The organism is Providencia sp. PROV210 (genome assembly GCF_028479445.1).
In the GTDB taxonomy this organism is placed as follows: domain Bacteria; phylum Pseudomonadota; class Gammaproteobacteria; order Enterobacterales; family Enterobacteriaceae; genus Providencia; species Providencia rustigianii.
Genome location: NZ_JAMPNQ010000024.1, coordinates 15,263 through 31,737, shown reverse-complemented (window position 1 = coordinate 31,737; position 16,475 = coordinate 15,263). Strand labels below are relative to the sequence as shown.

Below are 16,475 nucleotides of genomic sequence, written 5' to 3'. Positions count from 1 at the left end.
GCATCTCCACGATTTATCAAATAATGAAGCGATTACCATTGCCCAAAATACCTACGTTAAAGTGTATACTTATCAGGGAACTCCTGATGATTCCACTACAAACCTTGACCGTTTTCCTAGCCTTACCGATAGGGACAGTATAACCAAAGAGTATGCTCGATTAGCTGAAAAAACGGGAGGTCGTGCCTATATTTACACCACAGGAATTGCTAATTTTTCTCTAGTATTGCAAGAAATTCTCTGTGATAGTCTACTCCCATCAAGCAAACCTCTGAGGGAAGCTTCGGATTGTGCAAATGTGTGTGAACAGCTCCCAGCGATCCTTACCACAGTAAACTCACTGGCTAATATTATAAATAAAGCTATTGATGCCTGCTGTGGTGAAAATGACGTTCAGAGTGGGCATCATCATTCAGATTGCCGGTGTAAGCACTAACCCCTGAAGGTCTAAAATTGCAGGCTTAATAACCGAACGGATGTTATGGAGTTTAAAAGTAAAATATTGCGATAAACTACGTCATTTTTCATCTATTTGGTTTTGTCGAAAGTTATTGTTGCTAAGGGGACTTCAAATTTATTTCCTTTACTAGTCTCTATTATAAAAAACGAATACAGTGGGAAAGATAATGTTGAACTTGATGAATTAATTGAAAGTTATTGAGGATAATATATTGGCGCCAATTACCGAAGAAAAACAGGATGGACAGGCTTTATTAGTCAGTAGTTCACGACTCAATGATAATACATCCATTATGTTCTACCGAATTGAGAAGGAAAAGCCTGAATATGAAATCGAAATATATAGCGATGCTTATCGTTCTAAAACGGAAGATGTGATATGGCTAGATTACGATGCTGAATATCATTGTGGAGATATTCATTCCACTGCTTTTCTTCAAACAGATACCGCACAGGAAGAAGTACTACTATGTGACTGTTACTACAGCGGTGACAGTATTATCTTTCATGCCCAACTCTCGAATAAACAGCTAAGTTCTATCAAAGCTGCTGATAAATTACAATTGAAGCTATCAACCCCAGGCGTGGTTATCAATAATGGGCATGAAATTCTATTGCTCACCGAGAGTATGTTAAGTGAGTGGCAGCAGATTATTATCTTGGGTAATGACGTTGATTAGAGTGTGCTTCAGAACGAAAATAATTCATTTTCGTGTATGATTTCTGTCGATCTTTCTGTACTCGAAAAACGTAATAATGGGATTTATTAAAGAAATAAGGCCCTCAACGATATTCATAGGGGCCTTATATGCAACGAGCTTTAAGCTACATTAATTACACACTATCGCTAGAGTTAGTAAAAAATCCCGATGATAGCGCAGTGAGCGACAAACCCGACCATTAATGGTACAGCGGTTCGTTTCACCACATCGAACGGCTGAAGCTTAGCCCCACTGGATACTGCAATAATCACCCCAGAAACTGGTGACATACCACGCCCCATATGAGAAGCCTGCTGCATTGGCAGGATCATTGCGATTGGGTTAACGCCCATACTGTGAGCGATTTGTGGTATTAACTCCACAAAGGCTAAGAATGGCGCATTACCTGAACCCATAATAATTGCTGCGGCTAATGTGACTAATGCGAACACAATCGCCATCGCAAATGGTGGTAAACCAACGGATTCAGCACCGAGAATGAGTTGGTCAATGGCACCACTGACTTTGATACCGTGAGCAAATACGCCTGCGGCAACCAGCAACCCGACCACATTACTGAACGCGTGCCCCATTCCATTTAAAAACGTTTGGAACCCATTGCAGACCTGTTTGAAATTACGCACTCGGACGGTTTCAAGCACCATACAGATCGCCATCGCAATCAGTACAATGGTCACAACATCGAGATGAATACCTTCAAAAAACAGGTTAGAAGAGCCTACCGCCATAATGATGGGAAGCATCGGTAAAATCGCATAATAACCCGGTACGGATTTAGCGACTTTTTCCTTATCATGAGATTGAACGGCTTTACCAATTTCCGGCACAAAACCTTGTTTGCGATCGCAATGACGTTGCCAGAAAATATGGGTAATACCAACCACCAGCACAGTGGCTAACGCCGCAGGCCCTTGGTAGTAAAGCACATATTCAACTACCGACATGTCGACGGCTTTCGCACCACGGATAGCATCAATCGCCGTTGGCGTATAGGCCACACCAAGGGATGTCGCGATGACCCCAGCCGCTGAAGCGGGTGATAGACCTAAACCGATCATGATTGGGAACATGGTTCCCATTAACAAGACGGCTAAACCTGTTGCGGAAGGGATCGCTAATTGCAAAATACTGGCAAGCAAGAAAGAGAAAAATAGCAGCACATAAGGTGAGCGCATATTTTTCAGCGGCTTAGTGGCAACACGAACAACGGCTTCGTTCGCACCAATATGATCCATATAGTGTGCAAACCCCATCAGCGCCATAATCATCAGACCAAGGTCTGCGGCACGGCTACTAAATAGGTCTCGCATCACTTCGAATGGGTCAAGCCAAGTGATACCGGTGGTTGCTACGCTTTTTGGTAGAATTGGACCCCAGCCAAGAGCGAGGGTACAGATCATCAAGACTAAACCTGCAATTAATAAGACAGGTTCAGCCTTGTAGCCTTTCAAAATAAACCGAGCAACCAAAACAACGACAATCAGAACCGTTAGAATTGGGATCATGCATTAGCTCCTGGCTTGAAACGCTCAGCAGTGATTTGCACTACTTGCTTCAGAACATCACTTGCGGCGTACAATGATTTCACTGGCAGGTATTCATAGATGGAGTGGAAGTTATGTGCTCCGGTGAAAATATTTGGACAAGGTAGCCCATTTTGCGATAACGCCGCGCCATCATAGCCTCCACGCATTGGGATTACTTTTGGTGTAATTCCACAAGCTTGGTAAGCTGCGTGAGCAATATCAATTGGATAGCGGTTTTCACCTTGCAGGCTGTTGTAAACGTTAGAGTAGCGATCAGCCAGTGTACAAGTGACACTTTCTGGTCCCCATAGATCTTCACAGTGACTCGCTAATTTTTTCAAGAATGCCATACGGGAGCGGTAGCCTTCTTCGGTAAAGTCACGAACATCCATTTTAAGAACGGTACGTGCGCTGTTACCTGACATCTGCTTAACCCAGTAATAACCTTCACGATTTTCGGTATACTCTGGTGCTTCACCGCCGGGTAACATGGCGATAAACTTCTGTGCCATCAGCAGGGAGTTAACTAATTTGCCTTTTGCAGACATCGGGTGAGCAGATTTTCCGGTAAAGACGATTTCCACATCGCCGGCATTCCAGTTTTCATACACTAACTCGCCAATACCGCAGCAATCTAATGTGTAGGCAAAATCAGCACCAAATTCTTGGACATCAAACACTTTTGCTCCACGCAGGCCTTGTTCTTCGTCAGGAACGAAACCGACTTTGATGGTACCGTGTTTGATTTCTGGATTTTGTTTGAAGTATTGCAGCATATCCATAATTGATGCGATAGCCGCTTTATCATCGGCACCGAGTAGGCTGGTGCCATCGGTCACTATGATGTCATCACCGAGATAGTTTTCGAGCTCAGGGAACTCACTTTTACGCAGATAAATATTGAGTTCTTTATTCATACAAATATCTTCGCCAGTATAAGGCAATATTTGTGCTTTGGTATCGTTAGTCTGCTCTGCACTGGTATCTAAGTGCCCAAAGAAAGCCACGGTAGGAACATCGTAGTCAAGGTTGGACGGTAAGGTTGCCGTCACAATCGCCGTGTCACGTAGCTTAATATCTTGTAGACCCAAGCCTTCAAGCTCTTGAACCAGCTGTTTAGCTAATACGCGCTGACCTTCAGATGATGGCATGATACCCGCAGCGCCTTTTTCCCTATTGGTGGTGGTGTTAATTTTTGTATAAGAAATAAAACGGTCAACAATATTCATTCTTTTCATTCTCCAACATCATCATGATGTATTTTTTATACGAGCAATGTTGCTAAGATCATTTTTTTATTTCATAGCAATATTCTTTTACCATGAATAAGAGAAAAATAAATATCTGACCAGTTAATTTTTTGATTAAAGACACAGAGTAATTAAAAAACTCAATTAAAAGTGGCTTTAATAATAAATTTCACTTGAATGTACGACTTAAAAATTAGTATTAAAATAATTTAATCAATTGATTTATCGTTAGTATTTTTGTATTTGATTCTATTAACCTATTTAGTATCAGATATTAACCTTCCTTAACGTAAATTACACTTTAATACGCTGGACAAGCGTAAATATTGAGATACTATTATATTAAAAAAATTAATTTAACTTTAAAAAATTATTAAAATAAATTTTAATTTTTATTAAATCTTTAGTTATAACTGGTTTATTTTAAAATGGATTGGTTTTTTGTGATCAAATTAATATTATTTTCATCAGGTTTAAACTCGATATTTGATTGTTCCATTATATGGGAAACACCCCGAAGAATGTTTCCCAATTTAAGCTAGTTAACGCCCTAAATATCTATCCCAATCTTTCCAAACTGGCTGTAATCCAGCTTGCATGAGTGCTTGCGCCACTTCAGTAGCGCTGCGGTTATCATGGGGAGAAAATTGCTCCAACTCTGCTTTTGAATCGGCATAGCCTCCAGGTTGGGTTTTTGATCCTGCACTGACATTATTAATCGCCAGTGGCACCACATGATCCCGAAAATAAGGGGATTCACGAGTGGATAGCGATAACTCAACATTGGGTGCTAATAACCGAAAGGCACAGATTAACTGTACGAGTTCAGCATCATTCATCAATGATGCGGGTTCAATGCCCCCAGCGCAAGGACGCAAACGTGGAAATGAAATTGAATAGCGACTCTGCCAATAATGCTGCTGTAAATACAATAAATGTTCCGCCAGCATATAGCAGTCAGTGCGCCAACTGCTCGAAAGTCCAATTAGTGCCCCTAACCCAATTTTATCAACACCGGCTTGACCTAGGCGCTCAGGGGTTTCCAAGCGCCAGTGAAAATCCTGTTTTTTACCCTTCAGATGGTGAAGTTGGTAGGTCGGCTCATGGTAGGTTTCTTGATATACCATGACGCCATCCAGCCCCAAGATTTTTAGCTCTCGGTACTCTTCAGTGCTCAAAGGCTGAACTTCCATCATCAATGAGCTGAAATAATGACGAATAATCGGTAAATAGCGCCGAAAATAATCCATTCCTACCTTAGTTTGATGCTCACCAGTGACGAGTAACAGGCTGTCGAAACCTATTTTTCGAATGGTTTCACACTCATTGATTATTTCAGACTCATCGAGGGTTTTACGCTTGATTCGGTTACTCATAGAGAAACCGCAGTAAGTACAATCGTTGGCACACAAATTTGAAAGATAAAGAGGCACATAGAAACCCACCGCATGGCCAAATCGCTGGCGGGTGAGTTGCTGAGCCTTCTGCGCCATCGGTTCAATATAATGACTCGCGGCAGGGGAAAGCAATGCCATGAAATCCTCGAGAGTCAGCATGTCACGATGAAGAGCTTGCTCAACATCGGCGGCTGTTTTGCTATTGATCCGCAAGGTGAGGTCATCCCAATCCAGCGTTTCCCAGCGTTCACGGAAGCGGCTGATCATTGTAGCGCCCCCAAAAATTGAGTCAGCGGGCTAGAGGCTTGAGCTTGCTGTTTGGGAGCGGCGAGGCCACTTTGATAGGCAAGCTCGGCGGCTTCGACTGCCATTTTAAACGCTTGAGCCATCAAAATCGGTTGCTTGGCGACGGCGATGGCGGTATTGACGAGTACAGCATCAGCTCCCATTTCAATCGCTTCAGCAGCATGGCTGGGTGCACCAATACCTGCATCAATCACCACAGGGACATTAGCTTGCTCAATAATGATACGCAGCATCTCTTTGGTCACTAAACCTTTATTCGTTCCGATAGGTGCACCTAACGGCATGACAGCGGCGCAACCGACTTCTTCAAGACGTCGGCAAAGTACCGGATCGGCGCTGCAATAAGGCAATACCACAAATCCCTCTTTAACCAGTTGTTCAGCGGCTAGCAAGGTTTCAACGGGATCAGGCAGTAGATACTGCATATCCGGATGAATTTCCAATTTAATCCAATGGGTACCTAACGCTTCTCGAGCGAGCCGTGCGGCAAAAATGGCTTCTTGGGCATTTTTAGCCCCCGAGGTATTGGGCAGTAATCTAACGCCAAGCTCCTGAAGTGGTTGTAGAATCCCGTCATCTTGCCCTCGCAGGTTAACTCGCTTCATCGCCATGGTGACAAGTTGGCTACCCGAAGCTTGAATCGCTTGCTGCATTACGTTTGAACTAGCGAATTTTCCGGTACCGGTAAATAAACGTGATTGAAAAGTGACATCAGCAATTTTTAACATGATTAGCCTCCAGCAATCGCTTGGAATAGCAAAATATTGTCTTGGTCATTCAGTAAGTGGCTTTCCCACTGACTTTTAGGAATGATCACTTGGTTGATGGCCAGTGCCGAACCCGCAGTGGGATGCTCAATTTTTTCAAATAGTTGGAGCACCGTCATTGGTTCCGTCATTTCCATCGGTTGGTCGTTGATTATGATAAGCATATTTCCTCTCGACAGACGGGGCACTGCTTAGACGGGGTGAGTTGCAAGGTATTCCATTGCTGCTGCTTACCATCAAATAAACGCAATTTGCCACTTAATGGCGAAGGTAGCCCCACCAGCAACTTGATCGCTTCGAGAGCTTGCAATGTGCCAATCACGCCAACCACTGGACCTAGCACACCTGCGGTACGGCAGTTGCGCTGAGGTTCTTCTTGGTCAGGGTAGAGACAGGCGTAACATCCGGATTGGAAGGGAGGTTCTAAGACCATCAATTGCCCACCAAACCCGACTGCGCTGCCACTGATAAGGGGCTTATTTCCTTTCACACAGGCAGCATTAACGGCATGGCGAGTTGCCATGTTGTCGCAGCAATCGAGTACCAAATCCACTTGGGCCACCAGCGGAATTAAACTATCGATATCCAATTTTTGCTGAAAAACTCGCGTCTTGATTAATGGATTAAGTTGCTTTAAACGCTGTGCAGCAAGCTGCGCTTTTGACTGTTCAATATCTTGGGTTGCATACAGAACTTGGCGTTGTAGGTTGGAAATATGCAGCTCATCATGATCAGCAATCCATAATTCACCGACACCCGCCCCAGTGAGATAGAGAGCGGCTGGGGAACCTAATCCTCCCAGCCCGACAATCAATACTTTGCTATTTTTAAGTTTTTGCTGCCCATCCGAGCTTATGTCTTCAAGAAGAAGTTGGCGGCTATAGCGCATAAATTCTTGGTCATTCAACATGATAGGTATCCTCTCAACGCGTATGATGCTTAACCAAATCCAGCAACGTTTGCGTCGCGGCAAGCCAATCATCGGCTTGAGTGATGGCACTGACCACGGCTACACTGCCAACGCCTGTGGCTAATACCGCTGGCACTCGCTCAATGGAGATCCCGCCAATAGCCACGGTGGGGTATTCGGGGGTTACATCCACCATCTGTTTGAGCGTCTCTAAACCTTGGGGAGATGAAGGCATCTGCTTGGTTTGTGTTGGGAAAATATGCCCCATAGCGATATAGGAAGGGCGAACAGATTTAGCAATGGCCAACTCTTCATGGTCGTGGGTGGATATGCCCAAACGCAAGCCAGCTTGATGAATTGCTACAAGATCGCTGGCTTCAAGATCTTCTTGCCCCAGATGGACACCATAAGCACCAAATTCGACGGCAAGCTGCCAATAATCATTGATAAATAATCGGGCATTATGTTGCTTGCCAAGAGAGATAGCCTGTTGAATATCATCGCGAACTTCTCTATCCGCTTTGTCTTTGATGCGTAGCTGGAGAGTGGAAACACCCGCATTTAGCAGGCGTTCAATCCATTCAACAGAATCTACAACAGGGTAAAGACCGAGGTGCGGCTCGGTCTGCGGGAATGGACTATTTGGCAATTTAAGCATTTTGTTCATCACTGATGACCTCTGCATTAGCAATTTCTGCACCATGATAAAGTTCGCTACCATGGGAGCGGAATGCCTCTGACATCTGTTCCATACCTTGTTCTTTTTCAGCCGCTTCTTTCTGCGCTGCATAATCGCGAACTTCTTGTGAAATTTTCATTGAGCAGAATTTAGGACCGCACATTGAGCAGAAATGCGCTACTTTTCCAGAGGCCTGTGGCAGAGTTTCATCGTGATATTTACGCGCAGTTTCTGGATCGAGGGCTAGGTTGAATTGATCCTCCCAGCGGAATTCAAAACGTGCTTTGGACATGGCGTTATCGCGGATCTGAGCACCCGGATGGCCTTTAGCAAGGTCAGCGGCGTGGGCGGCAATTTTATAGGTAATTAATCCTTGTTTAACGTCGTCTTTATTCGGCAAACCGAGGTGCTCTTTTGGTGTCACGTAGCACAGCATTGCACAACCAAACCAGCCGATCATGGCGGCACCAATACCGGAAGTGAAGTGGTCATAACCCGGTGCGATATCGGTAGTCAGTGGGCCTAATGTATAAAACGGCGCTTCATGACAATGTTCCAATTCTTCGGTCATATTACGGCGGATCATCTGCATTGGCACATGCCCTGGCCCTTCGATCATCACTTGAACATCATATTCCCATGCGATTTTAGTCAGTTCACCGAGGGTATGTAATTCTGAAAATTGGGCTTCATCGTTAGCATCTTGAATCGAGCCTGGACGCAATCCATCACCGAGTGAGAGAGAAACATCATAAGCCGCGCAGAGTTCACAGATTTCACGAAAATGCTCATACAAAAAGTTTTCTTGATGATGAGACAGGCACCATTTCGCCATGATGGAGCCACCGCGGGAAACAATCCCGGTCAGGCGTTTGGCGGTCATTGGCACATAACGCAGCAATACACCCGCATGAATGGTGAAGTAGTCGACCCCTTGTTCTGCCTGTTCTAGCAACGTATCGCGGAACATTTCCCACGTTAGGTTTTCGGCAACGCCATTGACTTTTTCGAGGGCTTGATAGATTGGCACAGTACCGATTGGCACTGGGCTATTACGTAAAATCCATTCGCGGGTTTCATGAATATAGCGACCTGTCGATAAGTCCATCACGGTATCGGCGCCCCAGCGGGTAGACCAAATCAGCTTTTCCACTTCTTCTTCAATGGAGGAAGTGACCGAGGAGTTACCGATATTGGCGTTCACTTTGACTAAGAAATTTCGCCCGATAATCATCGGTTCGGATTCAGGGTGGTTAATATTGGCAGGGATAATCGCTCGACCCGCCGCCACTTCTTGGCGAACAAACTCAGGGGTAATATTTTCTGGCAAAATCGCCCCGAAACCTTGTCCCGGATGCTGATGACGTAAAACTTCACTGCGAATACGTTCGCGACCCATATTTTCACGAATGGCGATAAATTCCATTTCTGGGGTGATAATCCCTTGGCGAGCATAGTGCAGTTGGGTGACACACTTACCATTTTGCGCTTTCAGGGGAGTGGGGCGATGATTAAAACGCAGGTGATCTAAGCCGGCATCGGCAAGACGCTGTTGAGTAAAATCAGAGCTTAAATTCTCAATGGCGATGGTATCTGCGCGCTCACTGATCCATGGTGCTCGAATTTTTTTCAGCCCTTTATGAACATTGAGTTCAGAAGCCGGATCGCCGTAGGGGCCTGAAGTATCGTAAATTGGGATTGCTTCGTTGTCTTCGAATTGAGGATTGTCTTTTTCACCACCGATCAGGGTAGGGGATAGTTGGATTTCACGCATCGGGACTTGGATATCTTGGCGTGAGCCTTGAAGATAAATGCGCTTTGAATTTGGAAATGAAACGCCAGAGAGGGTGTTGATAAAATCTTCAGCGGCATCCCGTTGTGCTTTACGAGTACGTGCCGGTGCAGCTTTTGGGGATAAATCAGTCGTCGGTATTACAGAATTATTAGCATTATTGGACATAGCAATTTCCTGACATCGTCACAGGCTATTTGACGTAGTGCGCCAATAGCGGGTTTATCGAAAGAAAGTTGCTTGTCTGGAGTTCGGAGGAGTAATTGAATAACGTTGCGGCTGGTTTTTCGCCAAACGGATAAGCGAAAATTGCGCTGAATGATTACTCTTGTTCCCTTCGCGGGTATTAACCCGATCAGGTTCCGCGGATCCCGAATTAACGGTCTCAGCCTGATGTTTGCACATACTAGGCACTCCGACAAGAATGTTTAGTATAGAGTTTCCCCGTCATTCTTCAAGCGATAAGTGCGTTGGCTTCACTCGGCTACCCTAGTCACATACTTGTGTATGCTCCTAGGGATATCCTCGCTTGCCGCCTTCTTCTAGCTCGAATAATTTAGGGGAAATCAGCGTATTAGGTAAAAATTAAAAACCTAGAAATTAATAATTAAAAGTTAAAACTAGCTTGGGGATATCCTCGCTTGCCGCCTTCTTCTAGCTCGAATAATTTAGGGGAACCTTTGAAAGGCTAGTGAGTTAAAACCAAGGCCACAACCAAGAACCGACTTTACAAACGCCACGAATATTACAGCGTTATTGTCACTTTTGTGTAAACGTTTACACTAAGGTGGGATTGATCACAGAACTGGGGTGCTGGTCGTTGTTATACTGCCCTGCAAAATGGTAGGTAACGCGGTAAATCGTATTTGAAATGATTCAGAGGTGGATATGCAGAAGATTGAAGTGTTAGTAACAGGCGGGCTTGGCTATATTGGTAGCCATACTTGCGTTCAAATGATAGCCGCGGGAATCTCCCCAATTATTCTTGATAATCTTTGTAATTCAAAGATGGAAGTCCTGAATCGCATTGAAAAACTGACGGGTTTTCGCCCGGTATTTTATCAGGGAGATGTCCGTGATGAGCAGTGCTTAAAGGCTATTTTTTCCACTCATCATATTCACTCTGTTATTCATTTTGCCGGTTTGAAAGCCGTGGGGGAATCCGTCGAAAAACCTATTGAATATTATGATGTTAATGTTAATGGCACACTGGTTTTAGCCCGCTGTATGCAGAATGCTGGCGTAAAAAGTCTTATCTTTAGTTCCTCAGCAACCGTTTATGGGGAACCCACATCATTACCTATCACTGAAGACTTTCCGACAGGAAATACCCAAAGCCCCTATGGCACCAGTAAATACATGGTTGAGCGTTGCTTATCAGACCTTTATCAAGCCGATAAAGCGTGGTCAATCTCGCTATTGCGCTATTTTAATCCCGTCGGCGCCCATTCATCAGGATTGATGGGGGAAGATCCTCAAGGTATCCCCAATAATCTGACACCGTATATTGCTCAGGTCGCTATTGGTCGACGTCCAAAATTAACCGTCTATGGAAACGATTACCCTACCGTGGATGGAACGGGTGTGCGTGACTATATCCATGTAATGGATCTTGCGGATGGTCATGTCGCTGCACTGAATAAGCTTGGCGAGAAAGCCGGCTTACATATTTATAATCTAGGCACAGGGAATGGAAATAGTGTGCTGCAAGTTCTTCATGCTTTTGAAAAAGCAGCTGGCAAGCCTATTCCGTATGTGTTTGAAGCACGGCGCGCAGGTGATATTGCCGAATATTGGTCAAGCCCAGCAAAAGCCACCGCTGAATTAGGCTGGCATGCGACTCGGACTATTGATGATATGGCCGCTGATACATGGCGCTGGCAACTGCATAACCCGAATGGATATGAAAGCGAGAGAGGCTAAGTGATTATGACAAAAATGCAATTTAATCCATCAGAAAACCCTCATCGCCGCTATAACCCGTTAACGGGGCAGTGGGTTTTGGTCTCTCCTCACCGTTCAAAACGCCCATGGAGTGGTCAGGATGAGAAGCCTGCATTTTCTGAATTGGCGAAGTATGATCAACATTGCTACTTGTGTCCGACAAATCAACGCGTTTCTGGGGAGTTAAACCCAGATTACCAAGGCACTTTTGTTTTCCAAAATGATTACTCAGCATTGCTACCCGAAACCTGTGAGCAGCCAAGTAATCAGTCAGATTTATTTCAAACTCAAGCTGTGAGTGGTCTTAGTCGTGTTATCTGTTTTTCCCCTGATCACAGTAAAACCCTTCCAGAGCTGACGCTACCTGAAATTGGACAAGTGGTGGACACTTGGCAGCAGCAAATTTCAGAGTTAAGTGAACGATTTTTATGGGTACAGGTTTTTGAAAATAAAGGGGAAGCCATGGGATGCTCCCAGCCTCATCCCCATGGACAAATTTGGGCTAGCGATTTTTTACCCAACGAAATTGCCCGAAAAGACCACTTTTTAGCTGAATATTATCAACGGCATGGCAGCAATTTATTGAATGATTATGTTAAGGCTGAAATGCAAGATGGCGCTCGAACAGTCGTTGAAACGGAGCATTGGATTGCGTTGGTACCTTATTGGGCGGCATGGCCATTCGAAACCATGTTATTACCAAAAAAACATATTAAACGCATGGATGAGATGAGTGAGTCGATTCGCGCCGATTTAAGTTTGGCATTAAAACAGCTGACTTGCCGCTATGACAATCTCTTTAACTGCGCTTTTCCTTATTCTATGGGATGGCACTTTGCACCGTTTTTTGATCACGGAAAAGACATTGAACACTGGCAACTTCACGCTTTGTTTTATCCTCCATTACTGCGTTCAGCTACCGTTAAAAAATTTATGGTGGGTTATGAAATGTTAGCTGAAACTCAGCGTGACTTGACGCCTGAGCAGGCGGCACAGCGCTTACGTGAAGTCAGTGATATTCATTATAAGCAGCAGTAATGCAGTTAAAAAATCAATAATTATTAGCTTATTTAAGCAGTTCGAATAATTTGAAAATTTAGGAACCTATTCAATGGATAAATTACAAAAGACGGTTGAAAATGCTTTTCAATACGTATTTGGGTACCAACCGGATACCTATGTTCAAGCCCCTGGACGCGTTAATCTTATTGGTGAACACACTGATTATAATGACGGTTTTGTCCTTCCCTGCGCTATTGACTATCAAACCATGACAGCAGCAAAAAAACGTAATGACCGAATTATTCGAGTGGTTGCTGCAGATTATGCTAACGATGGCGATGAATTTAGCTTGGATGATGAGATCACTTTTTTACCGGGAAAAATGTGGGCAAACTACATTCGAGGCGTGATCAAATTTTTATTACAAAGAGGCTTTGAATTCGGCGGCTGTGACATTGCGGTGAGTGGCAATGTTCCTCAAGGTGCTGGGCTCAGTTCTTCAGCCTCTTTAGAGGTCGTTATTGGGCAAACGATTAAAGAGCTGTATCAACTTGATATTAGCCAACAAGAGATTGCACTTAATGGTCAACAAGCTGAAAACCAATTTGTTGGGTGCAACTGTGGGATTATGGACCAACTCATTTCTGCCAGCGGTGATGCAGAGCATGCTTTACTAATAGATTGCCGTAGCTTAGAAGTTTACCCAATTCCCGTGCCTGATGATTTGGTTGTGATGATCATCAACTCCAATAAAAAACGTGGCTTAGTCGACAGTGAATACAATACTCGTCGTCAGCAATGTGAAGCTGCCGCAACGCAGTTTTCAGTCAAAGCATTACGTGATATTACGCTGGATGAGTTTACTCAAAAGCAGAACCAACTCGACCCATTAGTTGCCAAGCGGGCTAAACATGTTATTACGGAAAATGCCCGTACACTGGCGGCTGCAAAAGCATTAACAGAAAACAATTTGCTATTACTGAGCCAGCTCATGGCAGAATCCCATGTTTCTATGCGGGATGATTTCGAAATCACGGTTAAAGAAATCGACATATTAGTGGATATCGTCAAATCTGTTTTAGGCGATCAAGGCGGTGTACGCATGACCGGAGGTGGATTTGGCGGCTGTGTTGTTGCGGTAATGAAACAGCAGCTCGTTGAGCCAGTTAAAGCTGCGGTAGAAGCCCAATACCAGACTATGACTGGGTTAAAAGAAGATATTTATGTCTGTCAGCCAAGTGCAGGGGCTGGGGTTTTCGTTGCGAGTTAATCACGTTTTAAGTTATTAAGCATCAATCAGGTTACGGCTGGAAGAATATGCAGATTTCTAAAGAATCGGATGCACCAAAAGAAATTACGCTGATAAATCAAAGTGGAATGGAAATTAGATTGACGACGTTTGGTGCTAGCTGGATGAGCTGTATATTACCGCTCTCCACGGGAAAGCGCGATGTTGTCTTAGGTTCACCAAACATAGCTTCACAAATGGAACAATCTGTTTATTTGGGGGCAACGGTTGGGCGTGTCGCTAATCGTATCGCCAATGGGTCATTCACCTTGAACGATAAGGTGTATTCGGTGACGAGTAACCAAGGCGAGCATTGCTTGCATGGTGGAAAAGATAATTTTAGCTACCGTCTATGGGCGGTTACACAGCCAAATTCACAGCAGGCCATTTTTACGCTAACTTCCGCTGATGGCGACCAAGGATTTCCGGGGAAACTGTGGGTTGAGGTGAGCTATGAACTGACTGATGATAATCAGGTCATCATTGATTATCAACACCGAGTCGACCAGCTATGCCCTGTTAATCTCACCAATCATGCTTATTTTAATTTGGCAGGAGAAGGTTCTGACAAAACGGTGTTAGAGCATGATTTACAAATCTATGGAACCCATTTTTTACCCACCAATAAAGAGGGGATTCCAACTGGTGAATGGCGCGATGTCACCGAAACTAATTTTGACTTTAGGCAAAGTAAGCGTATTAGCCGTGATTTTTTGCAAGATGAAGACCAACGACGTGCTGGGGGATATGACCATACGTTGATATTGGAACCTTCGGTGGTTGATGGAAAGAGCGTTGCTGCGTCGTTATTATCTCCAGATGGTGATGTACGCATGAATATGATGACGACAATGCCTGCTATGCAGCTATATACGGGTAATTACCTTATTGATGTAACAGGAAAAACAAAGGTATACACCCCTTTTTCAGGTATTGCATTTGAAACGCAATTTCCACCGGATGCAGTCAATCATCCAGAGTGGGGGGAGCCGTGGAGTGGTATTTCCTACCCTAATCAAACTTATACAAGCCAAACGCGTTACCAATTTATTTTTTAATTTTTTATTTTCTAATAAATAAGCCAGTGGCTGATGTATTCCCAAGCACCGCAATATGACGGTGCTTTATTTTTTTATATCGCGAAACGTTAGCCATCGTTATTTAAAATGATTTAGCCCATTGTTTAAACGCTAACACATTGTTTTTAAATACAGCCTGTTGTTTAATAAACTTATCGTGAATATTGAGGTGTACAATGGCGACAATAAAAGATGTAGCACGGGAAGCAGGGGTGTCTGTTGCAACGGTTTCTCGCGTGCTCAACCTATCTCCTAAGGCAAGTCAGGCCTCGATAGCATCCGTTCAACAAGCAATGAATAAACTGGGTTATAGGCCCAATGCCGCCGCTCGCGCATTAGTGAACCAAAGCTCAAATACCATTGGTGTATTAGTTAACGATGTCTCTGACCCTTTTTTTGGTGTAATGGTCAAAGCCGTTGATGCAGTAGCGCATAAAAATGGTAAACATATCCTGATTTGTAATGGTTACCATAATGCGAAAGAAGAGCGACAATCGATTGAATTACTGATCAACAATCGTTGTGATGCTTTGATTATTCATTCAAAAGCGCTGGAGGATGAAGAGCTGATAGCATACGCGAAAGAAGTGCCCAGTATGGTCTTGATCAACCGACGCATTGAAAAAATTGCTAATCGCTGTATTTCGTTGAATAACTATAAAGGGGCTTATCTGGCGACGGAGCACCTTATTCGTCAAGGTCATAAAAAAATCGCGTATATCTCTTCAAATCATCAAATAGAGGATGCCGCTCAGCGTTTGCTCGGTTATCGAGATGCATTGAAAAATCACGGTGTTGAGTTACCAGAAAGTTATGTGGAATATGGTGAGCCGTCGGGAGAAGGTGGTGAACTCGCTATGACCAAATTATTGATTAAATCGTTAGATATTACCGCGGTGGTCGGCTACAACGATTTTATGGCCGCGGGTGCGATTGCAGTTTTAGATGAAAACGATATTTCTTCGCCAGAACAAGTGTCGGTTATCGGTTTTGATGACGTTCTCATTGCTCGCTATATTCATCCTCGCTTAACAACTATTCGTTATCCCATTCAAATGATGGCAGAGCGAGCCACACAGCTAGCATTGGCTTTGGCTCGGGAAGAAACGATCCCAGATGAAAATTTAGTCTATTCACCGACATTAGTTCAGCGTAATTCTGTTCGCCCTCTCTAACTCCTTTTTTATCAATGTAAACGTTATCATTTATTTGTGATGGCGTTCAACAACCTTATCATTAGTTAATAACCCCAAACCTTATCAATATTATTTAAATCCTTGTAAATCAATAGATAAAATAGATTATCGTTCTATTTTTGTTAATCTAAATGTGTTAAATATTTAGTGTTAATATG

The 16,475-nt window shown here is 43.9% G+C and carries 14 protein-coding genes, 1 pseudogene and 1 riboswitch; of the genes and pseudogenes, 7 read left to right on the top strand and 8 right to left on the bottom strand.

Features of this window, described 5'->3' with window-relative positions; genetic code table 11:
• Positions 1–19: 19 nt before the first annotated feature.
• Positions 20–436: pseudogene (locus PR761_RS16595) on the top strand (VWA domain-containing protein); the annotation flags it as partial.
• Positions 437–671: 235 nt separating this feature from the next.
• Positions 672–1,139, top strand: a complete 468-nt coding sequence (locus tag PR761_RS16590; RefSeq protein ID WP_112836006.1) for a hypothetical protein — start codon at positions 672–674, stop codon at positions 1,137–1,139.
• 173 nt (positions 1,140–1,312) lie between these two features.
• Here the strand turns inward: PR761_RS16590 and dcuC are convergent, their stop codons facing one another.
• From dcuC to thiC, 8 genes are all read right to left on the bottom strand, one after another.
• Complete coding sequence (gene dcuC / locus PR761_RS16585; protein ID WP_006813678.1) at positions 1,313–2,686, bottom strand: C4-dicarboxylate transporter DcuC; 1,374 nt, start codon at positions 2,684–2,686, stop codon at positions 1,313–1,315.
• Positions 2,683–3,936, bottom strand: a complete 1,254-nt coding sequence (gene pepT / locus PR761_RS16580; RefSeq protein ID WP_039854513.1) for a peptidase T — start codon at positions 3,934–3,936, stop codon at positions 2,683–2,685. The genes dcuC and pepT overlap by 4 nt, the downstream gene beginning before the upstream one ends.
• A 563-nt stretch (positions 3,937–4,499) precedes the next feature.
• Entirely contained in the window at positions 4,500–5,621 is a 1,122-nt protein-coding gene (gene thiH, locus PR761_RS16575) for a 2-iminoacetate synthase ThiH (RefSeq protein ID WP_112836008.1), read from the bottom strand.
• Positions 5,618–6,388: a thiazole synthase gene (locus PR761_RS16570; protein WP_006813674.1), complete on the bottom strand. Its 771-nt coding sequence runs from the start codon at positions 6,386–6,388 to the stop codon at positions 5,618–5,620. The genes thiH and PR761_RS16570 overlap by 4 nt, the downstream gene beginning before the upstream one ends.
• Before the next feature lie 2 nt (positions 6,389–6,390).
• Complete coding sequence (gene thiS, locus PR761_RS16565; RefSeq protein ID WP_006813673.1) at positions 6,391–6,591, bottom strand: sulfur carrier protein ThiS; 201 nt, start codon at positions 6,589–6,591, stop codon at positions 6,391–6,393.
• Positions 6,579–7,337 carry a HesA/MoeB/ThiF family protein gene (locus PR761_RS16560; protein ID WP_006813672.1) on the bottom strand — a complete coding sequence of 253 codons (759 nt, stop codon included), beginning with the start codon at positions 7,335–7,337 and terminating at the stop codon, positions 6,579–6,581. Before PR761_RS16560 ends, thiS begins: the two co-directional genes overlap by 13 nt.
• A gap of 13 nt (positions 7,338–7,350) precedes the next feature.
• Positions 7,351–7,995 (bottom strand): thiamine phosphate synthase, encoded by a 645-nt coding sequence (gene thiE / locus PR761_RS16555; protein WP_154610849.1) that lies wholly within the window; start codon positions 7,993–7,995, stop codon positions 7,351–7,353.
• Positions 7,988–9,976, bottom strand: a complete 1,989-nt coding sequence (gene thiC, locus PR761_RS16550) for a phosphomethylpyrimidine synthase ThiC (RefSeq protein WP_115163898.1) — start codon at positions 9,974–9,976, stop codon at positions 7,988–7,990. The genes thiE and thiC overlap by 8 nt, the downstream gene beginning before the upstream one ends.
• Before the next feature lie 147 nt (positions 9,977–10,123).
• Positions 10,124–10,236: riboswitch (TPP riboswitch) on the bottom strand.
• 460 nt (positions 10,237–10,696) lie between these two features.
• On the opposite strand from thiC, the gene galE reads away from it, so the two are divergent.
• The 5 genes from galE (at position 10,697) to PR761_RS16525 (ending at position 16,296) form a co-directional block, all read left to right on the top strand.
• Positions 10,697–11,731, top strand: coding sequence for a UDP-glucose 4-epimerase GalE (gene galE, locus PR761_RS16545; protein WP_006813669.1), 1,035 nt, complete (start codon positions 10,697–10,699; stop codon positions 11,729–11,731).
• Between the two features lie 6 nt (positions 11,732–11,737).
• A complete protein-coding gene (locus PR761_RS16540) occupies positions 11,738–12,790 on the top strand; it encodes a UDP-glucose--hexose-1-phosphate uridylyltransferase (protein ID WP_039854511.1) in 1,053 nt (350 codons plus the stop codon).
• A gap of 73 nt (positions 12,791–12,863) precedes the next feature.
• Entirely contained in the window at positions 12,864–14,024 is a 1,161-nt protein-coding gene (gene galK / locus PR761_RS16535; protein WP_006813667.1) for a galactokinase, read from the top strand.
• Between the two features lie 47 nt (positions 14,025–14,071).
• On the top strand, positions 14,072–15,100 hold the full coding sequence (gene galM, locus PR761_RS16530; protein WP_006813666.1) for a galactose-1-epimerase: 1,029 nt from the start codon (positions 14,072–14,074) through the stop codon (positions 15,098–15,100).
• Between the two features lie 197 nt (positions 15,101–15,297).
• On the top strand, positions 15,298–16,296 hold the full coding sequence (locus PR761_RS16525) for a substrate-binding domain-containing protein (protein WP_006813665.1): 999 nt from the start codon (positions 15,298–15,300) through the stop codon (positions 16,294–16,296).
• The last annotated feature ends 179 nt before the right edge of the window (positions 16,297–16,475 follow it).